A 20,204-nucleotide genomic window follows, 5' to 3' on the forward strand; every position below is an offset into this window, starting at 1 on the left:
CCCCTTTCGAGGGGTTTTCTTTTAAACTAAAAAAAGAACATACGTTCTTTATTTTAGAGAAGGAGTGGTTATATGAGCTATACATACAACTGGAGTGAAGAATACGTAAACGGAATGTACCGCTCTCTCGGAATATTTCATCCTCACCAATTAGACATGGAAACAATTGCGGCTCGCCTCGGGTTATCCATCATTTGCCTGCCCACAGAAGCTATGAGACTCGACAAAGTTATTGTCCTGGACAGTCGGGATTCTAACGCTAAACAATGGCAAGATTTTGGGCATGAATTATGCCATGCTATTTGGCACTATGGGAATCAATTGACCATGCCCATGCCTTTACAGGTTTACCAAGAAAATAAATCCAATAACTTTGCCCAATATGCCTGCATCCCCACATTTATGCTGCAAAATTTGAACTTACCAGCTTATGAACGGGACGCTGTTTGGATGATTATGGAGAAATTTGGCGTCGAACGAGATTTTGCGCAAAAACGATTGGAACAATACATACGAAATATGTACAGTCGATAAGAAAACGAGGTGTTCATATGACGGAGAAAAAATACATAGAACTTAACAAACTGGCCGATCTACAAGACAAGCAACCCGAGCTCTTCCCTGTCTTCAGTCGAATTATCAAAATTAATGGGCAGCTGGTTGGCGAAGTACAAGCTTATTGCGATGAATATGGAAAACCGGTTCAAGGGGAAAATTTGTACCATTAATGGTTTAGTAAGGTTAAAATCGTACCAAGACCCTATGTTTTTATCATATCAGTACCATCAGACCGACACATTTGATGGTATGGTGAACCGGAGGAGTGACTGCCATGAAATGCAGGAAGTTAGAAAACGGGAAATGGGAGTGTTACGCAGAAGGGCCACGTGATTCGATTACAAATAAACGGAATCCGATCCGAAAGCAATCCCAGAAGAAGAATGTGGCCCAACAGAAAGTAAAAGAGGCATTAGAAGCGCTAACCAGTGGAATTGATGGAAAGAAAGCGAACAACGTGACGTTTCAGGAAGTAGCCGCGGATTGGATGCGTGTCTATGAACAAAGTGGCGTAAAAAGATCTACGGTCCGAAGCCGAGAATCTTCTTTGAAGAAAATCAACACGTATTTTGGAGATATCGCCATCGGCCGCATTAGCCACCAGTTGATTCAAGACATGCTATTGGATATGTATAAAAAGCAGTATTCCAAATCGCTCCTAGATCATGCCAAGGTAACCGCCCGGTTTGTCTTCCAGTATGCCAAAAAGCAGAAGTTACGGCTAGATAATCCGGTAACCGAAACCGTGATTCCAAGAAATCGCAAATCAGTCGAAGAAATTGAGAATGAAGAAATCCATGAAAAATACTTTGAAGTGAATGAATTGGAGACATTTCTGCAAACAGCTGAAACTAAAGGGTTGCTGCATGATAAAGAGTGGTTCCCTGTTCTCGCTTTTACTGGGATGCGCGCCGGCGAACTATGCGCTCTTAAATGGACAGATGTCTTCTTCGACACCAATCAGATTCGGATCACGAAAACGATGGATAACATTGCAGACATGAAATCTTATGAGCTGACGCCGCCAAAGTCCCTAAAGGCCGTGCGAGTTGTAGATGTAGATCCGCAAATAATGGATTTGCTGAAACGGTTGAAGGTCCGACAAAAAGAAGCGCTGTTGAAATACCGTTCGACCACCTCTAAATATCATGAAGAGAATTTTGTTTTCTCCCGTCCTAAAAACGGATACCCTTATTCAACCAAATACCTGTATCGTCGAACCGTGCGTCTTTGCAAAATGGCTGATTTGGATAAAGTGGAAGGCACCCACATCTTACGCCATACGCATATTACCATGCTGACCGAAGCTGGCGTTGAATTGGATGCCATCATGGCACGGGTCGGCCATGAAGATTCCAAGACCACGAAAAACATCTATACCCACATCACGAAGAACAAGAAAAAAGATGCAGCCGAACGCATCAGTTTTCATTTCGGAAAGCTTCTTGATTATAAAATCGGAGGCTGATGTGCAAGTTTTGTGCGAGTAGCGAAAAAAACGCAAAAAGAAAAAGCCTGAAACGCTGTTATATCAACGTTTCAAGCTCGTTTTTAATATTAATGTGTTTTACAAGCGTCGTAAAGGCCTTTTTCTTTGATCACTTTGATCAACGTTTCGCCGATTACGGATGGAGTGTCTGCAACTTCGATTCCAGCTTCGTTCATTGCTTTGATCTTGTCTGCAGCTGTTCCTTTACCGCCAGAAATGATCGCACCGGCATGGCCCATACGTTTTCCTTCTGGAGCTGTTTGGCCGCCGATAAAGCCTACTACAGGCTTCGTCATGTTGGCTTTAACCCATGCAGCAGCTTCTTCTTCAGCTGTCCCGCCAATTTCACCGATCATAACAACAGCATACGTATCTTCGTCTTCATTGAATTCTTTCAATACGTCGATGAAGTTTGTGCCGTTGACCGGGTCTCCGCCGATACCTACTGCTGTAGATTGGCCGATTCCTTCTTCAGACAATTGGTGGGTCGCTTCATACGTCAATGTACCAGAACGTGAAACAACGCCAACGTGTCCTTTTTTGTGAATGTATCCAGGCATGATGCCGATTTTACATTCGTCAGGAGTGATAACGCCTGGGCAGTTTGGTCCCACTAGGCGAGTTTTCTTGCCTTCCATGTAACGTTTCACTTTGACCATATCCAAAACCGGAATGTGCTCAGTGATACAGATAGCCATGTCAAGATCCGCTTCAACAGCTTCAAGAATCGCATCAGCAGCGAAAGGTGCCGGTACATAAATTACAGATACGTTAGCACCTGTAGCTTTAACAGCATCTTCAACAGTGTTGAAGACAGGTACGCCTTCAACTTCAGTTCCGCCTTTGCCAGGTGTTACGCCGGCAACGATTTTCGTTCCGTATTCAAGCATTTGTTTTGTGTGGAAAAGGGCAGTTGACCCTGTAATTCCTTGTACAAGTACTTTCGTGTCTTTGTTAATATATACACTCATTTTTGTCCCTGCCCTTCTTAGCCTACAAGTTCTACAATCTTTTTAGCGCCTTCTGCCATAGTTCCGGCTGCGACAATATCAAGACCTGATTCGTTCAGCAGTTTTTTGCCTAGTTCTACGTTTGTTCCTTCAAGACGCACCACTAGAGGCACGCTCAAGCTAACTTCTTTAGCTGCTTGGATAACGCCTTCTGCAATGATATCGCACTTCATGATACCGCCGAAAATGTTAACGAAGATTCCTTTTACATTCTGGTCAGAAAGAATGATTTTGAAAGCTTCCGTTACTTTCTCAGCAGTGGCACCGCCCCCAACGTCAAGGAAGTTAGCGGGGGATCCGCCGTAGTAATTGATCGTATCCATTGTTGCCATAGCAAGTCCGGCGCCGTTAACCATACAGCCGATGTTCCCATCCAAAGAAATGTAGCTCAAGTCATACTTGGAAGCTTCGATTTCTTTCGCATCTTCTTCGTCGTAGTCACGCATTTCCATGACGTGCGGATGACGGTATAGCGAGTTTGCATCAAAGTTGAATTTCGCATCCAATGCCACAACTTGTCCGTCTCCAGTTACAACTAGAGGGTTGATCTCAACGATTGCTGCATCTGTATCAACATATGCTTGATATAAGCCAAGCATTAATTTTGCTGCTTTGTTGACCAGTTTAGCTGGGATGTTGATGTTGAATGCCATACGGCGCGCCTGGAAACCAGTCAAGCCGATAATCGGATCGATTTCTTCATAGAAAAGACGTTCCGGATTGTTAGCTGCTACTTCCTCGATGTCCATTCCGCCTTCTTCAGAACCCATAAGAGTTACGCGAGAAGTTTCACGGTCTAGAACCAATCCTAAGTAGTATTCTTTTTGGATGTCGCTTCCTGCTTCGATGTACAAACGTTTAACTTCTTTGCCTTCAGGACCAGTTTGGTGCGTAACGAGCACTTTCCCTAAAAGCTCTTTTGAATATGTACGCACTTCGTCCAAATTTTTAGCAAGCTTGACTCCACCCGCTTTTCCTCGGCCACCTGCGTGGATTTGGGCTTTCACCACAACAACATCAGTACCAAGTTCTTTAGCCGCTTTAACCGCTTCTTCCGGAGAAAAAGCAACATGGCCTTCAGGAACCGCTACTCCATATTGTTTTAGGATCTGTTTCCCCTGATATTCATGGATATTCATCTGTCATCCTCCAATCAAACATCTGTATCTTAATTTTATTGCCTCTATCATTGTATTAAAGTTGCCTTGAAAAGTCCACAGTTGTCGATTATACTGCAAAAACTTACAATTTTCAGATTGGTTGGCGCTGTTCTTGCAAAAGCGACTTGACCGGTTCGAATGTTTTTCTGTGGATCGGACACGGCCCATACTTTTGCAGCGCGTCAAGATGTTCAGGTGTGCCGTAACCTGCATGCTTGGCAAAACCGTAAACAGGATACGTTTCAGCATAACTTTCCATGATGCCATCTCTTTCAGTTTTCGCTAAAACCGAAGCCGCAGCAATAGCCAGGCTTTTGGCATCACCTTTTATAATCGATTCACAAGGCATGGGCACTTCCAGCTTCATTGCATCAGCCAATATGATTGACGGCTCTGGGTCCAATGCCAGCGCAGCTTTGGTCATCGACTCTTTTGTCGCCTGATAAATATTTTGGCGGTCGATTTCTTCCGGCGATTGAACATGAACCGAATAGCTTACCGCGACCTCCCTTATCAGTTTAGCGAACGTTTCCCGCTTTTCTTTGGACATTTTCTTTGAATCGTCGAGCCCTAAAAGCACTGAACAATCTTTGGGCAAAATGACAGCCGCTGTAACGACAGGACCGGCTAACGGTCCTCTCCCCGCTTCGTCAATCCCAGCTGCCAGGTTCTCAGGATGTTGCTTGAAGGATTGATCAAACTGTATTTTGGATTGGTGATTATGCATTAGATCTTCCGCTAACCGCTTTTTCTTGTTCCACTGTTTTAATAGCGTCTGTACACTTTTTCTTTGATCCTGCTGCAGACTTTCCATCCACGGCTCCCATACGGCTGTTTCTTTCAACTTTTTTCTTATTTCTGTTATGGTCTTCATGCTTTCCCCTCGCTTCTGCTGCTAAATAAAAAAAGAAGTTGACCCCGTTCACAGGATCAACCTCTTTTTTCCGGATCAATTTGCTTCTTCTTCCAAAATCATTTCATCTTTGTAATCAAATGTTACACGGCCAAGATGTTGGTTGCGAATATCGCGCACTATGATCTCTGCCACCATTTCGTAATCAACTTCTCCATTCACATTGGCAATATGGCGCTTTTTGGATATATGGTCGAATGCATGGACAATATCCTCATCAATGCTTTCTAAACCGTACCGGTCTTTCAAGCGTTCCGGGTATCTTTCTTCCAAGAATTTCAACGCATAAACTGCAAGCTCCTGCATCTGAATGACCGAATCTTTGATAGCGCCAGTAACCGCTAGTTTAAAGCCGGTTTCCGGATCTTCGAACTTCGGCCAAAGAATTCCTGGCGTATCCAAAAGCTCGATTTCTTTTCCGACCTTGATCCACTGCTGCGCCTTCGTTACGCCCGGCATATTTCCGGTTTTAGCCAAGCTTTTCTTCGACAAACGATTGATCAGCGTCGATTTTCCAACGTTCGGAATGCCGACAATCATAGCACGGATAGCACGCGGCTTGATGCCTTTAGCAACCATCCGGTCCCATTTATCCGCTAATATTTCTTTTGAGGCATTGGTTACGAGCTGAAGCCCCTTGCCTTCCAAAGAGTTGATAGCAACTGCACGGGTTCCTTCACTTTCGAAATAGCGGATCCATTTCTTTGTTTCAGCTTCGTCCGCCATATCCATTTTGTTTAAGATAATCAAGCGCGGCTTTTGCTGAATCACTTGATCAATCATTGGGTTTCGCGAAGATAAAGGCAGTCTCGCATCAACCAGTTCGAAAATGATATCGACCAGCTTTAGCTTTTCTGTAACTTCTCTTCGCGCTTTCGCCATATGTCCTGGAAACCACTGTATCGTCATATAAACACTCCTTAGTTCACGACCCCTGCTTCAGCCATCGGCCAAAACACAAAATTCGTACTGCCTATCACTTCTTCCATCGGTACGGGACCAATCATCCGGCTGTCTTTGCTTGCCCGGCGATTATCGCCCATCACAAACACATGCCCTTCCGGAACCACTTCTTCACCAATAATGTCTTCTAAAGTAAAATCTTCTGTCAATGTTCCAGTGATGCCCTCTTTATAAGCATCCAAATAAGGCTCTTCAACCACTTCTCCATTTATATACAGCTGGTCATCTTCGTATGCCAAATGGTCCCCCGGCAAGCCGATGATCCGTTTAATATAGTCTTTTTCTTCCGGTGCATGAAAAACGACAATATCGAATCGATCCGGCACACCTACGTTATAGCCGATCTTATTGACAATCATCCGGTCGCCGTGCTCTAGCGTAGGCATCATCGATTCTCCGTCCACCACAATTGGCGTGAAAAAGAAAAAGCGGATAATTGCCGCAAGCCCGAAGGCAATTAACAAAGCTTTGGACCATTCCCATACTTCGTTTTTTTTCTTTGGTTCTGTTTCCATGCACGTTCCTCCTTGAACATTCTCGTTTAATTGTACAAGGATTCCACCTTTTTAGCAAAGAATAGCGAAGCTGCAAAAGGGCTGCAAAAAAAAAAGAAAGAGGGCGCAGGCGCCCTCTTTCTTCAGTGCATTCTTATCGAATTTCTTTAATGCGAGCTGCTTTACCGCGAAGATCACGCAAGTAGTACAGTTTCGCACGACGTACTTTACCACGACGGACAACGTCAAGCTGTGCGATTTTTGGTGTGTGTACAGGGAATGTACGCTCAACACCAACACCGTAAGAAATTTTGCGGACAGTGAAAGTTTCGCTGACTCCGCCTCCACGGCGACCGATTACGACTCCTTCGTACATCTGAATACGTTCGCGTGTACCCTCGACAACTTTCACGTGGACGCGGACAGTATCACCAGGACGGAAGTCCGGAAGATCTGTACGAATTTGTTCTTTAGTGATTTCTGAAATAATGTTTTGCATCATTTTCTCTCCTTCTACAGATGCTCTTGCACCTCATTAGCTGTTGCAGCGGAACACCGTGATCCTGTACTTCACATAAAAGTACAGCCTTCATAGTATCACTTTACAAAAGCAAGTGCAAGAGAAATCTATTTGTCTTTATTGTTTTTTTAACTCTTCGATTATTTTCTTTTGGTGGGTTGTCAGTTCGATTTGCTCGAGCAAATCCGGCCGGCGTTCCAGTGTCCGTTTGAGCGTCTGCTCTTCACGCCACTGATCCACTCTGGCATGATTTCCTGATGTCAGGACTTCCGGCACTTTCCAGCCGCGGAAATCAGCAGGACGGGTATACTGAGGGTGTTCTAACAACCCGGTCGAGAACGAATCCCTCACCGATGAATCAGCGTTCCCTAGAACCCCTGGGAGCAGCCTGACGATACTGTCAATGATGGTCATAGCTGCCAGCTCCCCGCCTGTCAGGACAAAATCGCCAAGTGAGATTTCATCGGTCACTAAATGCTCGCGAATGCGCTCGTCGTAGCCCTCATAATGCCCGCAAATAAAGATCAGTTCTTCTTCACCGGCCAGCTCTTCCGCCTTTTTCTGTGTGAAGCGCTCGCCTTGCGGGCACATCAAAATGACCCGCGGCTTCTTGTCTGCAGTCAAGGATTCAACGGCGTTGAAAACCGGTTCCGGCTTTAAGACCATCCCGGCTCCTCCGCCGAACGGATAATCATCTACTTGCCGCTTGTTAGAAGCAAATTCACGAAAATCCACGACTTTGAGTGAAACAGCATTTTTTTCCTGTGCTTTTTTCATGATCGACTGCTGAAACACACCTTCAAACATAGCCGGAAACAAAGAAAGTACGTTTATGTTCATTCCGACAACAAACCTTCCATTACTTCTATGACGATTTTTCTCTCATCGATGTCAATTTCTTTCACGACATCTTCAATATAAGGAATGTAATGCAGCTTTCCTTGTTTCGGTTTGATTTCCCAGACGTCATTTGCGCCAGTTTCAAGAATTTCGCTGACAACACCGATTTCCTGTCCTTCAGTTGAAAAGACTGTACATCCTAAAATTTCATGATGGTAAAAAGCCCCTTCTTCAAGTTCAGTTAAATCGTGTTCTGCGATTCTTAAATAAGCCTCTTTAAACTCGACCACATCGTTGATATTTGGATATCCTTCAAATGTTACCAGTTCAAAGTTTTTGTGCTTGCGATGGCTTGCAATTTTCACCATGATCGGTTTTTTTGCATCTGGTTTAAACAAGCCCAGTTTTTTGCCAACAGCAAAACGTTCTTCCGGAAAGTCAGTGCGCGACATCACACGAACTTCCCCGCGGATCCCGTGTGTATTGACGATTTTCCCTACATTAAACCATTCCACTTGCAAACATCCTTTCAAATCTGATCTATTTTGACTGACAAAAAAGGAAGGAACCGAGGCTCCTTCCTTTTTCAATCTACAATATCGAGAAACGTTTTTTTCTTATGATAATTGCCGGCTGCTGAATACACAATCGAACGGATGGCCTTCGCCACACGCCCCTGTTTACCGATGACTTTCCCTGTATCTTCTGAATGCACGGAAAGCTTGTAGACAATACGGCTTGCATTTTCGTCTGTTTCAACTCGAACTTCTTCCGGATAATCAACCAGCGGTTTCACAATGGTTTCAATCAGCTGCTTCATAAGATAATCTCCCTTACTTGCTTAATTTAGCGTTATGGAATTTTTCCATAATGCCGTTTTGAGAAAACAAGTTACGTACAGTATCAGATGGTTTCGCGCCATCATGAAGCCATTTCAACGCTAATTCTTCGTCGATTTTAACTTCAGCTGGAACTGTTAGTGGGTTGTAAGTACCTACTGTTTGGATCTGACGGCCGTCACGTGGAGCACGTGAATCAGCTACTACGATACGATAAAAAGGAGATTTTTTAGCTCCCATACGTTTTAAACGAATTTTTACTGCCATTTCTTAAAGCACCTCCGAATAGTTTCACACAAGATATTATATTAGCAAGCTTTAAATAGTTTGTAAAGTATTTTTTCTTAACACCTTAAAATTTTTTTCGAGACAGTAATACTTCGTAAAACAGCTGCGAAGCAACAGGTCGAATTACTTCGGCCGGTTGCTTTGCGACGAGCTTGCGCAGGAGCACATGTTTTAAATGCCGCGGACTCGCGCCGAACTAACTCGAGCTAAACGCCCGAGTGGATTTAGGCACTTCGTTTTTCCGCAGGAGTCTCCGCTGTTTTACTCCATATTTCAAATTGAAATTTAAAATAGCATCTTAATACATATTATTTAAATAGCGAATCCAATCCCGGCATCGACATTTTCTTCTTGCCTTTTTTGCTATTTGCCATACCTGACATTTGTTTCATCATTTTCTTCATGTCTTCAAATTGCTTGAGCAAGCGGTTGACGTCCTGGATCGTAGTTCCAGAGCCTTTGGCAATACGTTTCCGGCGATTGGAGTTGATGATTTCAGGCGTTGTTTTTTCCTGCGTTGTCATCGACTGGATAATCGCTTCGACACGGCCCATTTGGCTTTCGTCTACTTTGGCGTTTTCGATGCCTTTAATTTTGTTGGCGCCCGGAAGCATCTTCAAAATCTCATCAAGCGGCCCCATTTGTTTTACTTGGTTCATCTGTTCCAAAAAGTCATCAAATGTAAACGAAGAAGTCCGGAATTTTTCTTCCAGTTCTTTCGCTTTCGCTTCGTCGACATTCGTCTGCGCTTTTTCGATCAGCGACAGCATATCGCCCATTCCCAGGATACGGGAAGCCATACGTTCCGGATAGAACGCTTCGAGTGCATCCATTTTTTCGCCCATTCCGACAAATTTAATCGGCTTGTCAGTAACAGAACGAATCGACAGCGCAGCTCCCCCTCGTGTATCGCCATCAAGTTTTGTCAAGACGACGCCCGTAATGCCGATTGCTTCGTTGAAGTTTTGCGCAACATTGACAGCATCCTGCCCGGTCATGGCATCGACAACAAGGAAAATTTCATCCGGCTCTTTTAACGCACGGATGTCTTTTAGCTCCTGCATCAAGTTTTCATCTACATGAAGCCGTCCCGCTGTATCGATGATCACCGTGTCCAAATGCTCCGCTTTTGCATACTCAATCGCCTGGCGGGAAATTTCAACAGGTGATAGATCCGTCCCTTTCGAGAAAACCGGCAGCGACAATTGCTTGCCGATGGTTTCCAATTGCTGGACAGCAGCTGGACGGTATACATCGGCTGCAACGAGAAGCGGCTTGCGGTTGTGTTTTTTCCGAAGCATGCCGGCCAGTTTCCCGGAAGTTGTCGTTTTACCGGCACCCTGCAACCCGACCATCATGATAACAGTTGGCTGCTTGGTGGCGAACTCAATCTTGCTTTGTTCTCCGCCCATTAAGTTGGTCAGTTCATCTTTAACAATCTTTACGACCTGCTGGCCAGGCGTCAAACTTTCCATGACGTCTTGGCCGACTGCCCGCTCACTTACTTTTTTCACAAATTCTTTTACTACTTTTAAGTTGACGTCCGCTTCAATCAACGCAAAACGGACTTCGCGCATCATTTCTTTGACGTCTGCTTCGGACACTTTCCCTTTTCCTTTGATCCGTTGGATGGTGCCTTGCAGGCGTTCGGCTAATCCTTCAAATGCCACACTTTCCGCCTCCTAATCCCATTCTTTTAATTGGTCTAGAAACTTCATGACCCGTTCTTCAGTAAATGGTTGACTTTCAAACGAGGAAACCAGTTGCTGCCGTTTTTGAAACTTCTCGAACAACTGAAGTTTTTCTTCATACTCCTCAAGCATCGCTTCTGTCCGGCGGATGTTGTCATATACCGCTTGGCGCGTAATATTGTATTCATCTGCAATTTCGCCCAGCGAATGGTCGTCCAAATAATAAAGCATCATATAACTGCGCTGTTTAGGCGTCAGCAATTCCTGATAGAAGTCGAATAAATAGTTCATCCGTGTTGTTTTTTCCAATCCCATCAAAGCTGCTCACCTCGCTCAATCTATTGACAACCATACAAAAAATAGAGAAAAGCGTCAAGTAATTTTACTTGTCTGCTTCTGCATTCTCCAATTCTTCTTCTTTATCAAGTCCCTCAGCAAACAATCCGTATACATACTTTTGCGCGTCGAACGGTTGAAGGTCGTCCATCTGTTCGCCGAGACCGACAAATTTCACCGGAATTTTTAATTTGTTGCGGATAGCGAGTACTATTCCGCCTTTTGCCGTGCCGTCCAATTTCGTCAAGACGATGCCTGTGACATTAGTCACTTCTTTGAACGTCTGGGCTTGGATAAGCGCATTTTGGCCGGTTGTTGCATCAAGCGCCAACAGCACTTCGTGCGGCGCTCCAGGAATTTCACGCGAAATTACGCGATGGACTTTTTCAAGCTCGTTCATCAAGTTAACCTTGTTTTGCAGGCGTCCTGCAGTATCACAGATCAAGACATCAACACCGCGCGATTTAGCAGCACGCACCGCATCGTACATGACAGCAGCAGGATCAGATCCTTCGCTTTGTTTAATAACATCGACCCCGACTCGCTTACCCCAGATATCGAGTTGCTCAATCGCTCCGGCACGGAACGTATCTCCAGCTGCCAGCAATACCGTTTTCCCCTCGTTTTTCAAACGGTGCGCCAGCTTGGCAATAGATGTTGTTTTGCCGACTCCATTAACGCCGACAAATAAAATGACCGTCAAGTCATCGGCAAACTTCAACTCATTGATTTCTGCATCGCCTGCTTCGTAGATTTCGACCAACTTCTCCGAAATGACAGATTGCACATTCGATGTATCTTTGACGTTTTTGCGCTGCACTTCAAAACGCAATTGGTCCATCAGTTCCATGACCGTTTCAAAGCCGACATCCGCCTGAAGAAGAACTTCTTCGAGCTCTTCGAAAAAGTCTTCGTCCACTTTGCGGTATCTTGCAACTAAATCGTTTATTTTTGATGTAAAGCCAGTGCGGGTTTTTGTTAACCCTTCTTTGTATTTCTCAGTCGACTGTTCCGCTTCTTGATTGCCTGAGAATTTATCTTTTAGTTTTTTAAAGAAACTCATATGCCCACTCCTCTTTTACATTTCTTCTTGCAGCTTAACAGAGACCAGCTTGGATATGCCAGATTCCTGCATAGTGATGCCGTAAAGGACATCTGCGCCTTCCATTGTCCCTTTGCGGTGTGTAATGACGATAAACTGCGTGTCTTCGCTGAATTTCTTCAAATACTGGCTATAGCGCACCACATTTGATTCATCAAGAGCCGCTTCTACTTCATCGAGAACACAGAATGGCACCGGGCGGATGTTCAAGATGGAGAACAGCAAAGCGATAGCTGTCAGTGCCCGTTCACCGCCAGACAACAAACTTAAGTTCTGCAATTTTTTCCCTGGAGGCTGCGCAACGATTTCAACTCCGGTCGTCAGAAGATCTCCTGGATTGGTCAAGAGCAGATCCGCAGATCCTCCTCCAAACAATTCTTTGAATACCCGTTGAAACTGGATCCGGATAGCATGGAAGGTCGAATCGAACCGGCTTGTCATTTCTTCATCCATTTCTTCGATAACCGTACGGAGCGTATCTTTCGCTTCGTTCAGGTCATTCCGCTGCTCCGTCAAGAAACTGTGGCGTTCAGCTACATGGTCGTATTCTTCTATCGCCCCGATATTGACCGGACCGAGTTCTTCGATCGATTGTTTCAATAATTTCACTTTTTTCCGCACAACAACTTCTTCATCCGATAGTTCAACCTGTTTCGCTTCTTCCAATGTCAACTGATAGTCATTTTCTAACTGGTCAATAAAACTTTGCATCTGAACATCGAGACGTGTTGATTGGACTTCACAAATGCGGATGGCTTCCACAAATCCTTTATACAGACGTTGCGTTTCTTTGAGCTCTTCCTCAAGCACGTTCAGTTCCTCTTGCTTTTCAGCTCGCAGCTGCTTCGTGTCTTGGATTTTCTGCTGCTCTTGCTGTTTCTTAGCCATCCAGTTCGAAATTTCCACCAGAATCTCTTCGTCTGAATATACTTTCGAAGCTTCTTCTGACTGGATCCAGTCCAGTTCTTTTTGGCTTTCCAGCAATTTTTGATCGCTTTTCCGCTTCCGGCCGGCGAGTTCGGCTTCGCTTTCTACAAGTTGCGCCACTCGCTCTTTCATAACTGCCAAAGCTGACTTCTGATCCATCAATTTTGCAAGGAGAGTTTCACGAACAGATTCATTCTTTTGTTTGAAATCGGTCAATTCATCTATTTGTTCGGATATTGCCGATAAAGCTGCCCCGATTTCTTCCAGTCTTCCAGCTGCCGTTTTCTTCCGGTTTGCTACATTCGTCAAATCCAATTCTTTGTTTTTTTGTTCAGCCATGAAAACTTGGTATCGCTCTTTTGTTGTTTTCAGTACTGCTTCAATTTCACGCAGGATAATAGCTCGTTCGGATTCCAAGTCACGGTATTTCTCGCCTTCTGAACGTAAATTATTTAGTTGATGTTCAATTTCAAGTACTTCCGCTTGTTCTTTTTTCACCGTTTTTTCAGCATGGCTGATCGTTTCAGCCAGTTTCTCAGCTTGTATGACCAGCTGTTCCAATTCGGCTTTTCGCGTAAAGAAAGAGGCTTGGGTTTTATTGGAGCCTCCGGTCATAGAGCCGCCCGCATTGACGACGTCCCCTTCAAGCGTCACGACTCGATAGCGATTCATCGTCATTTTCCCAATAGCAGTTGCGCCTTTAAGATCTTTGGCGATGATGACGTTGCCAAGCAAATTTTCAAAAATCATTTGGTAAGCAGTATCATACACAACTAACTCATAAGCCATATTCACGAATGACGGGTGTTGCTGAATAGAATCAAGCGTCTGTTCAGGAAGCTTTCTGGATTTCATGACAGTCATTGGAAGGAACGTGGATCGTCCCGCTTTCTTTTTCCGAAGGAATTCGATTGCTTCCCGAGCATGCTGTTCATTTTCCGTGATGATGTGCTGGCTTGATGCCCCCAGGGCGGTTTCAATCGCTTGTGCGTAAGGTTGATCCACTTGCGCCATTTCGGCTACCGCACCGACGATTCCGTGAAGCTGGCCCTTTTGCCTTGCAACCAGCACTTCACGGACGCCTTGGAAAAACCCTGAAAATTCCGCTTCTAACTCTTGCAGCGTTTCAATCCTTGATGCCATTTGCTTTTGCGATTGATAAGCTTGAAACAACATCGACTGCCTTTCTTCATAAGCGGTTTTCAATTGGTTGTATGCCGTTTCTGTCGTCCGGTATTTGCTGCGTTTTTCTTCCAACAAGCGCCGGATATCCGCTAGCTTCGCTTCTGCTGCAGTTTTCTCGATTTCCATTTCCGCCACTTCGGTGGCAAAATCCGTCTGCTGAACAGCAATACGGCTGCTCGATTCGGATAATTGCTGTTCCTGCAAATCTATGTTTTTCAACTCATTTTTCACACTTGCCTGTTCGTTCATCAAATCGATATAGACTGATTTGTGCGAATCGATTTCTTCATCAATATCCGCCGGAGTCCGGTTCAGCTGATCTTCAAGCCCCTTGATGACTGAACGGAGAGTTTGCTGTTCCATTTTCCGCTCTTCAAGCAGCGCAGCTTGTTCGGTGTATTTTTTTTGCAAAAAGTCATTTTCTTGCTTTTCTGCAGAAATCATCTCCCGCAACTGCTGGGCTTGCCGATGAGCGTTGCTTTTTTTCTCGGACATCAGCAACTTGCGGCCTTCCCATTTTTCGCTTTCGCTGCTTGCTTCAACCAAACGGTTTTGGGCATCGTCGATCTGGCTGTCGAGCCCTGTCAAATTTTTACGGATTGCACGGATCGCCTTTTCTTTGCCGTCGATTTCCGAAGCTAATTGTGCTTCTTTTTTCGTATGGTCTGCGGCATCCGCTGTTAGTTGGCTCAGCTCTCTTTCTAGTTGCGTAATATCAAAGGCCAATAAACCGATATCCGCGCCCCTTAGCTGCTCGTTCATGTCTAAGTAATCCCGTGCCGCAGATGCTTGAATCTGCAATGGCTCCATCCTGCCGTCTAGTTCATGCAAGATGTCGAGAACCCGATTTAAATTATCATCTGTTTCGTTCAGTTTCACTTCCGCTTTTTTCTTGCGCTGTTTGTATTTTAAGACGCCGGCCGCTTCTTCGAAAATCGAGCGGCGGTCTTCGGCTTTGCTGTTCAGAATTTCGTCGACGCGCCCCTGGGAAATAATCGAAAAAGCTTCCTTTCCAAGTCCCGAGTCCATAAACAAATCCGTAATATCTTTTAGCCTGCAGTTTTGTTTGTTCAATAAATAAGCGCTTTCCCCACTGCGAAAAACCCTCCTAGTTACACTGATTTCACTGTAATCAAGAGGGATCCGACCGTCTGTATTGTCCAAAATCAACGTCACTTCCGCAAAATTGAGCGGTTTTCTGGAGTCGCTTCCTCCAAAAATAACGTCTTCCATCTTTGCCCCACGAAGAGATTTTGCCGATTGTTCTCCCAGTACCCATCGAATAGCATCAGTGACATTGCTTTTCCCACTGCCATTTGGTCCGACTACCGCGGTCACGCCTGGAACAAAATCAATGCCGATGCGGTCGGCAAACGATTTGAATCCCATTACTTCTAATCTTTTCAAAAACATTTCTTCAATCCTCCACAGCTTCCTGCAATTTGCGGATTGCCAACTGGGCAGCCTGCTGTTCCGCTTCTTTTTTCGACCGGCCATTTCCGATGCCCAGTTCTTTATCGGCAAGCGAGACGCGAGTCACAAAAATCCGGCTATGAGCCGGCCCTTTTTCGTCGATGATTTCATACGTCAAAGCTCCATTATTTTTTTGTTGGACCAGTTCCTGCAACTGGCTCTTATAATCCATCACATGCGAAAAAGCACCGATTTCCACTTTCGGAAACAACACCACTTCTAAAAACGCTACAACCGGTTCCAAACCTTGGTCCAGATACAAAGCGCCGATAAACGACTCAAATACATCCGCAAGTAACGCCGGACGCGTTCGTCCGCCTGTTAATTCCTCGCCTTTCCCAAGCAGAATGTATTTGCCGAAATTCAGCTCATTGGCAAAAATAACAAGCGACGGCTCGCAAACGATTGCTGCCCGAAGCTTAGTCAATTCCCCTTCGCTTCTATCTGGATACTTCATGTATAGGTAGTGGGATACTGACAGTTCCAAAACAGCATCTCCTAAAAACTCCAAGCGTTCATTGTCCGTGTAATGCCGTCTTCGATGCTCATTCACATAAGATGAATGGGTAAAAGCTTGATAAAGCAATGCAGGTTGCTTAAAGGTTATATTCAATTCTTGTTGGAGCTGTCCAAAAGCTGCTCGTTCGCTTTCTTTTAGCACTCCTGGTTTTTGATGATTCGCTTTTTTCTTCATGGCCATTTTTATCTGCCTTCCTTTGCTGTTCTTCATCTAATTTTACCTTGTTTTCCTGCATTGTGCAAAAAGAGAATTGACGCACAACCGCTCGTATGAGGAGCGTTTGTGCGTCAATCGGATAGAATAGATTCAATTGTATTATTGCTTGCTTTCGATATACTTAACCGCGTCGCCTACTGTAGACATGTTTTCAGCGTCTTCGTCGGAAATTTCCATATCGAACTCATCTTCAAGTTCCATAACCAATTCAACTACGTCTAATGAGTCTGCACCAAGGTCGCCTGTGAATGAAGCTTCAAGCTTTACTTCGCTTTCTTCAACTCCAAGACGATCTACGATTACTTTTGTTACTCGCTCTAGTACTGTTGCCAATGTCGTCACCTCCCCTCAAATCAGTATACAGAATTTCTCGTCACATGACCATGCCGCCGTCGAGGTGAAGCGTTTGGCCTGTCATATAGGAAGAATCATCAGATGCCAGGAAGAGAGCCGCTTTCGCCACTTCTTCCGGTTTGCCGAAACGGCCAAGCGGAATTTGAGTAAGCATTGCTTTTTGAATATCTTCGCTCAACTTGTCAGTCATATCCGTTGTGATAAACCCTGGTGCAACTGCGTTTGCTGTAATGTTGCGGCTCGCCAGTTCGCGTGCAGTCGTTTTCGTTAAGCCGATAACTCCCGCTTTTGCTGCTACGTAATTTGCTTGTCCTGCATTGCCCATTACGCCCACAATCGAAGCAATGTTAATAATGCGGCCTGCACGTTGTTTCATCATTTGGCGGGTTACCGCTTTTGTGCAAATGAATACACCTTTTAAATTAGTGTTGATAACATCATCCCACTCATCGTCTTTCATACGCATCATCAAATTATCACGGGTAATTCCTGCATTGTTGACCAAAATATCGATTGAACCAAAAGCGTTCATCGTCTCGTCGACCATAGCTTTCACTGCTTCTGAATCCGAAACGTTCGCTTTTACCGCAATCGCTTCTCCGCCGTTTGCTTGAATATCAGCAACAACTGCTTCCGCTTTTTCTTGGCTGCCGCTATAATTGACAACCACTTTTGCTCCTGCATCTGAAAACCTGCGTGCGATTTCAGCGCCGATTCCGCGTGAACCTCCTGTTATAATGGCTGTTTTCCCAGTCAAGTTGGTCATTTTTTTAGCTCCTCTACCGCTTTTTCAAAAGATTCCAGATCGAATACCGGCAAAGTAGTGACTGAGCGATCGATTTTTTTAACCAAACCACTCAAAACTTTTCCTGGCCCGATTTCAACAAATACCGTAACCCCAAGCTCAATCATTTCTTTTACTGATTGTTCCCAAAGTACCGGAGAATAGAGCTGGCGAATAAGCAGATCTTGCAGCTGTACCGAATTCGTTTCAGTCTTTGCCGTTACATTCGTTACAACAGGAATCGCCGCATCTTCAAGAAAAGCCTCGCTCAGCACTTTCGATAAATCCTTTGAAGCCGGACGCATTAATTCCGAATGGAAAGGCCCGCTGACATCGAGCGGAATCGCGCGTTTTGCTCCACGTTCTTTAGCCAGGCGACAAGCTTCTTCTACTCCCGCTTTTGTTCCGGAAATGACGATCTGCCCAGGGCAGTTTAAATTGGCGAGCTGCACAACACCCGTTGAATCCGTCACTTCGTTTGTCACTCTTTCCAGATCTCTGCTATCCATGCCAAGAATTGCTGCCATGGAGCCTTCCCCTGCTGGGACTGCACTATTCATAAACAAGCCACGTTTGTGCACAATGCTGACCGCCGATTCAAATGGCAATACGCCAGAGGCAACAAGCGCGCTGTATTCACCAAGACTGTGCCCAGCCGTATAATCCGGAACAATTCCCATTCGGTTCAATCGTTCAGTGATCATGGCGCTGACAGTTAGAAGAGCCGGCTGAGCGTGATATGTAAGAGTTAACTTTTCCTGGGGACCTTGCAACATCAAGTCAGATAACTTAAAGCTAAGCGCTTGGTCCGCTCCTTCGAAATACTGGCGGCTCTTTTCGTCTTGAAGAAATGTTTCTCCCATTCCTACAGACTGAGAACCTTGCCCGGGATAGATAAAGGCGATTTTAGTCATTTTGTTGCTCCTTTTCCAAAGTGCTGTATATTGTTCCGGTCACATCATTTTCAATCATGGTGCGCGTTTGGCGGATGGCGTTAAACATGGCGTTTGCATTCGATGAACCGTGGGCTTTAATGACAGGCGCCTTTAAACCGAACAATCCGGCTCCCCCATATTCGCTGTAATCCAGCATGCCTTTTAGCCCTCGCAAGTCATCTTTAACAAGATACGCAGCAACTTTCGTTTTTGCCGAAGTCATAAAGACATCTTTGATCATGGCAAAAACGTTCATTGCCGTTCCCTCAATGGTTTTTAAAACCATATTTCCGGTAAAGCCATCAGTTACGACAACATCAGCTGCGCCATTCAACAAATCGCGCGACTCGACATTGCCGATAAAATTGATCGGTGCTTGTTTTAATAAAGGAAAAGCGGCCTTCGTCAAGTCATTTCCTTTTTTCTCTTCAGTTCCGATGTTCAACAAACCGACAGTCGGGTTCTGGATGCCGCGGACTTTTTCCGCATAAATGCTGCCCATGACGGCATATTGCACAAGATGCTCAGGACGCGCTTCTGCATTTGCTCCCATATCGAGCATGACAAATCCTTTGCCATCAATTGTCGGCAGGGTCGGAGCAAGTGCTGGCCGGTCGACTCCTTCAATGCGGCCAACTACAAAAAGCCCTGCTGCCATTAAAGCGCCAGTATTTCCCGCGGATACACAAGCATCTGCCCGGCCTTCTTTCACCGCCTGCGCCATTTGCACCATTGAGGCATTTTTCTTGCGCCGCACAGCCCGTACCGGATCATCTTCCGCTTCGATAATTTCCTCGCAATGAATTACACTTAACCGGTCTTGCGCCCGCAAGTACGGCTGCATTTTTTCTTCATGGCCATACAGTTGGATTTCCAAATCTGTAAATTCTGTTAGCGCCTTATATACGCCTTCAATTATTTCTTTTGGTGCATTGTCGCCGCCCATTGCATCTACTGCTATTTTCACTGTCCTTCACCTTCGCTTTGTTCCGTCATTCGGTACATTTCAAATGTGCCGATAAAAACCGTAGCTTGCTCTACCGAAGACACCACTTTCACATACGCCCGGTTTTTTTCCGGGTTGCGTTCCACAACTTGTGCTTTTGCCACAATCCGCTGTCCGGCTGTTACCGGCCGCAGGAATTGCAGTTCCGACTTTACAGTAAGCGCCAATTCATCGTTCATGACCGCTACAGCAAGCGAGTTTGCTTGTGCAAACAAATGGTGCCCCCTAGCAATTTTATTGCGCTGGAAAACATGTTCCGGTTTTACATCGAAGATCGAAATTGCCCGTTCATCCAACTCAATATCAATAATCTCGCCGAACACTTCGTCAATCGGCAAAGATTTCACTTCATCTTCGTATGTTCTTACAGCTACGTGCTTGATGCGCTCTCGCAACTCTGGAATTGCCAACTCCATCCGGTCCAGTCGAATCGTTTGGACGCTGACATCAAATTCAGCAGATAATTCTTCGTCGGTCACAAATGGATTTGTCCGAATTGAATTTTTAAGCGCTTGCTGCCGTTCTTTTTTCGGTCTTCTCACTATGTCACCGCCCGCTATTAGCACTTGGTACTAATACGAGTATATAAATAACAAAAAAA

The 20,204-nt window shown here is 45.1% G+C and carries 23 protein-coding genes; 3 read left to right on the forward strand and 20 right to left on the reverse strand.

The window, feature by feature from the left end; genetic code table 11:
* Window positions 1-72 precede the first annotated feature (72 nt).
* From B0H99_RS02040 to B0H99_RS02045, 3 genes are all read left to right on the forward strand, one after another.
* Entirely contained in the window at window positions 73-534 is a 462-nt protein-coding gene (locus B0H99_RS02040; RefSeq protein WP_106531949.1) for an ImmA/IrrE family metallo-endopeptidase, read from the forward strand.
* 17 nt (window positions 535-551) lie between these two features.
* Window positions 552-728, forward strand: a complete 177-nt coding sequence (locus B0H99_RS17720) for a hypothetical protein (RefSeq protein ID WP_181313543.1) — start codon at window positions 552-554, stop codon at window positions 726-728.
* A 104-nt stretch (window positions 729-832) separates the two neighbouring features.
* A complete protein-coding gene (locus B0H99_RS02045) occupies window positions 833-2,026 on the forward strand; it encodes a tyrosine-type recombinase/integrase (protein WP_106531950.1) in 1,194 nt (397 codons plus the stop codon).
* Window positions 2,027-2,115: 89 nt separating this feature from the next.
* On the opposite strand, the gene sucD is transcribed toward B0H99_RS02045, so the two are convergent.
* From sucD to fapR, 20 genes are all read right to left on the reverse strand, one after another.
* Window positions 2,116-3,018 carry a succinate--CoA ligase subunit alpha gene (gene sucD / locus B0H99_RS02050; RefSeq protein WP_106531951.1) on the reverse strand — a complete coding sequence of 301 codons (903 nt, stop codon included), beginning with the start codon at window positions 3,016-3,018 and terminating at the stop codon, window positions 2,116-2,118.
* A gap of 17 nt (window positions 3,019-3,035) precedes the next feature.
* The gene (sucC, locus tag B0H99_RS02055) at window positions 3,036-4,196 is read right to left on the reverse strand and encodes an ADP-forming succinate--CoA ligase subunit beta (protein ID WP_106531952.1); all 1,161 of its coding nucleotides are present in this window, start codon (window positions 4,194-4,196) and stop codon (window positions 3,036-3,038) included.
* Between the two features lie 112 nt (window positions 4,197-4,308).
* On the reverse strand, window positions 4,309-5,091 hold the full coding sequence (locus B0H99_RS02060) for a ribonuclease HII (RefSeq protein WP_106531953.1): 783 nt from the start codon (window positions 5,089-5,091) through the stop codon (window positions 4,309-4,311).
* A gap of 75 nt (window positions 5,092-5,166) precedes the next feature.
* A complete protein-coding gene (ylqF, locus tag B0H99_RS02065; protein ID WP_106531954.1) occupies window positions 5,167-6,039 on the reverse strand; it encodes a ribosome biogenesis GTPase YlqF in 873 nt (290 codons plus the stop codon).
* Window positions 6,040-6,050: 11 nt separating this feature from the next.
* Window positions 6,051-6,608 (reverse strand): signal peptidase I, encoded by a 558-nt coding sequence (gene lepB / locus B0H99_RS02070; protein ID WP_106531955.1) that lies wholly within the window; start codon window positions 6,606-6,608, stop codon window positions 6,051-6,053.
* 133 nt (window positions 6,609-6,741) lie between these two features.
* Window positions 6,742-7,086, reverse strand: coding sequence for a 50S ribosomal protein L19 (gene rplS / locus B0H99_RS02075; protein ID WP_106531956.1), 345 nt, complete (start codon window positions 7,084-7,086; stop codon window positions 6,742-6,744).
* A 138-nt stretch (window positions 7,087-7,224) separates the two neighbouring features.
* The gene (gene trmD / locus B0H99_RS02080; protein WP_106531957.1) at window positions 7,225-7,947 is read right to left on the reverse strand and encodes a tRNA (guanosine(37)-N1)-methyltransferase TrmD; all 723 of its coding nucleotides are present in this window, start codon (window positions 7,945-7,947) and stop codon (window positions 7,225-7,227) included.
* A complete protein-coding gene (rimM, locus tag B0H99_RS02085; RefSeq protein WP_106531958.1) occupies window positions 7,944-8,462 on the reverse strand; it encodes a ribosome maturation factor RimM in 519 nt (172 codons plus the stop codon). Before rimM ends, trmD begins: the two co-directional genes overlap by 4 nt.
* 71 nt (window positions 8,463-8,533) lie before the next feature.
* The gene (locus B0H99_RS02090; RefSeq protein WP_106531959.1) at window positions 8,534-8,767 is read right to left on the reverse strand and encodes a KH domain-containing protein; all 234 of its coding nucleotides are present in this window, start codon (window positions 8,765-8,767) and stop codon (window positions 8,534-8,536) included.
* 13 nt (window positions 8,768-8,780) lie between these two features.
* Window positions 8,781-9,053, reverse strand: coding sequence for a 30S ribosomal protein S16 (gene rpsP / locus B0H99_RS02095; RefSeq protein WP_106531960.1), 273 nt, complete (start codon window positions 9,051-9,053; stop codon window positions 8,781-8,783).
* Between the two features lie 329 nt (window positions 9,054-9,382).
* A complete protein-coding gene (ffh, locus tag B0H99_RS02100; RefSeq protein WP_106531961.1) occupies window positions 9,383-10,744 on the reverse strand; it encodes a signal recognition particle protein in 1,362 nt (453 codons plus the stop codon).
* A gap of 12 nt (window positions 10,745-10,756) precedes the next feature.
* Window positions 10,757-11,080 carry a putative DNA-binding protein gene (locus B0H99_RS02105; protein WP_106531962.1) on the reverse strand — a complete coding sequence of 108 codons (324 nt, stop codon included), beginning with the start codon at window positions 11,078-11,080 and terminating at the stop codon, window positions 10,757-10,759.
* Between the two features lie 67 nt (window positions 11,081-11,147).
* Window positions 11,148-12,164, reverse strand: a complete 1,017-nt coding sequence (gene ftsY, locus B0H99_RS17725; RefSeq protein ID WP_181313544.1) for a signal recognition particle-docking protein FtsY — start codon at window positions 12,162-12,164, stop codon at window positions 11,148-11,150.
* A 15-nt stretch (window positions 12,165-12,179) separates the two neighbouring features.
* Window positions 12,180-15,728 carry a chromosome segregation protein SMC gene (gene smc / locus B0H99_RS02110; RefSeq protein WP_181313545.1) on the reverse strand — a complete coding sequence of 1,183 codons (3,549 nt, stop codon included), beginning with the start codon at window positions 15,726-15,728 and terminating at the stop codon, window positions 12,180-12,182.
* 4 nt (window positions 15,729-15,732) lie between these two features.
* A complete protein-coding gene (gene rnc / locus B0H99_RS02115; protein WP_106531963.1) occupies window positions 15,733-16,488 on the reverse strand; it encodes a ribonuclease III in 756 nt (251 codons plus the stop codon).
* A gap of 135 nt (window positions 16,489-16,623) precedes the next feature.
* Window positions 16,624-16,857 carry an acyl carrier protein gene (acpP, locus tag B0H99_RS02120; protein ID WP_106531964.1) on the reverse strand — a complete coding sequence of 78 codons (234 nt, stop codon included), beginning with the start codon at window positions 16,855-16,857 and terminating at the stop codon, window positions 16,624-16,626.
* A gap of 40 nt (window positions 16,858-16,897) precedes the next feature.
* Complete coding sequence (gene fabG / locus B0H99_RS02125) at window positions 16,898-17,644, reverse strand: 3-oxoacyl-[acyl-carrier-protein] reductase (RefSeq protein ID WP_106531965.1); 747 nt, start codon at window positions 17,642-17,644, stop codon at window positions 16,898-16,900.
* Window positions 17,641-18,576 (reverse strand): ACP S-malonyltransferase, encoded by a 936-nt coding sequence (gene fabD / locus B0H99_RS02130; protein ID WP_106531966.1) that lies wholly within the window; start codon window positions 18,574-18,576, stop codon window positions 17,641-17,643. The genes fabG and fabD overlap by 4 nt, the downstream gene beginning before the upstream one ends.
* Window positions 18,569-19,564, reverse strand: coding sequence for a phosphate acyltransferase PlsX (plsX, locus tag B0H99_RS02135; RefSeq protein WP_106531967.1), 996 nt, complete (start codon window positions 19,562-19,564; stop codon window positions 18,569-18,571). The genes fabD and plsX overlap by 8 nt, the downstream gene beginning before the upstream one ends.
* Entirely contained in the window at window positions 19,561-20,145 is a 585-nt protein-coding gene (gene fapR, locus B0H99_RS02140) for a transcription factor FapR (RefSeq protein WP_106531968.1), read from the reverse strand. The genes plsX and fapR overlap by 4 nt, the downstream gene beginning before the upstream one ends.
* Between the last annotated feature and the right edge of the window lie 59 nt (window positions 20,146-20,204).

The sequence above is a fragment of the Planomicrobium soli genome, from assembly GCF_003014655.1.
Classification (GTDB): domain Bacteria; phylum Bacillota; class Bacilli; order Bacillales_A; family Planococcaceae; genus Planococcus; species Planococcus soli_B.

Excerpts from the sequence above, each read along its gene's own strand:
- B0H99_RS02040 (WP_106531949.1), top strand. The coding sequence starts at position 73 with ATGAGCTATACATACAACTGGAGTGAAGAATACGTAAACGGAATGTAC.
- B0H99_RS17720 (WP_181313543.1), top strand. The coding sequence starts at position 552 with ATGACGGAGAAAAAATACATAGAACTTAACAAACTGGCCGATCTACAA.
- B0H99_RS02045 (WP_106531950.1), top strand. The coding sequence starts at position 833 with ATGAAATGCAGGAAGTTAGAAAACGGGAAATGGGAGTGTTACGCAGAA.
- sucD (WP_106531951.1), bottom strand. The coding sequence starts at position 3,018 with ATGAGTGTATATATTAACAAAGACACGAAAGTACTTGTACAAGGAATT.
- sucC (WP_106531952.1), bottom strand. The coding sequence starts at position 4,196 with ATGAATATCCATGAATATCAGGGGAAACAGATCCTAAAACAATATGGA.
- B0H99_RS02060 (WP_106531953.1), bottom strand. The coding sequence starts at position 5,091 with ATGAAGACCATAACAGAAATAAGAAAAAAGTTGAAAGAAACAGCCGTA.
- ylqF (WP_106531954.1), bottom strand. The coding sequence starts at position 6,039 with ATGACGATACAGTGGTTTCCAGGACATATGGCGAAAGCGCGAAGAGAA.
- lepB (WP_106531955.1), bottom strand. The coding sequence starts at position 6,608 with ATGGAAACAGAACCAAAGAAAAAAAACGAAGTATGGGAATGGTCCAAA.
- rplS (WP_106531956.1), bottom strand. The coding sequence starts at position 7,086 with ATGCAAAACATTATTTCAGAAATCACTAAAGAACAAATTCGTACAGAT.
- trmD (WP_106531957.1), bottom strand. The coding sequence starts at position 7,947 with ATGAACATAAACGTACTTTCTTTGTTTCCGGCTATGTTTGAAGGTGTG.
- B0H99_RS02090 (WP_106531959.1), bottom strand. The coding sequence starts at position 8,767 with ATGAAGCAGCTGATTGAAACCATTGTGAAACCGCTGGTTGATTATCCG.
- rpsP (WP_106531960.1), bottom strand. The coding sequence starts at position 9,053 with ATGGCAGTAAAAATTCGTTTAAAACGTATGGGAGCTAAAAAATCTCCT.
- B0H99_RS02105 (WP_106531962.1), bottom strand. The coding sequence starts at position 11,080 with ATGGGATTGGAAAAAACAACACGGATGAACTATTTATTCGACTTCTAT.
- ftsY (WP_181313544.1), bottom strand. The coding sequence starts at position 12,164 with ATGAGTTTCTTTAAAAAACTAAAAGATAAATTCTCAGGCAATCAAGAA.
- smc (WP_181313545.1), bottom strand. The coding sequence starts at position 15,728 with ATGTTTTTGAAAAGATTAGAAGTAATGGGATTCAAATCGTTTGCCGAC.
- rnc (WP_106531963.1), bottom strand. The coding sequence starts at position 16,488 with ATGGCCATGAAGAAAAAAGCGAATCATCAAAAACCAGGAGTGCTAAAA.
- fabG (WP_106531965.1), bottom strand. The coding sequence starts at position 17,644 with ATGACCAACTTGACTGGGAAAACAGCCATTATAACAGGAGGTTCACGC.
- fabD (WP_106531966.1), bottom strand. The coding sequence starts at position 18,576 with ATGACTAAAATCGCCTTTATCTATCCCGGGCAAGGTTCTCAGTCTGTA.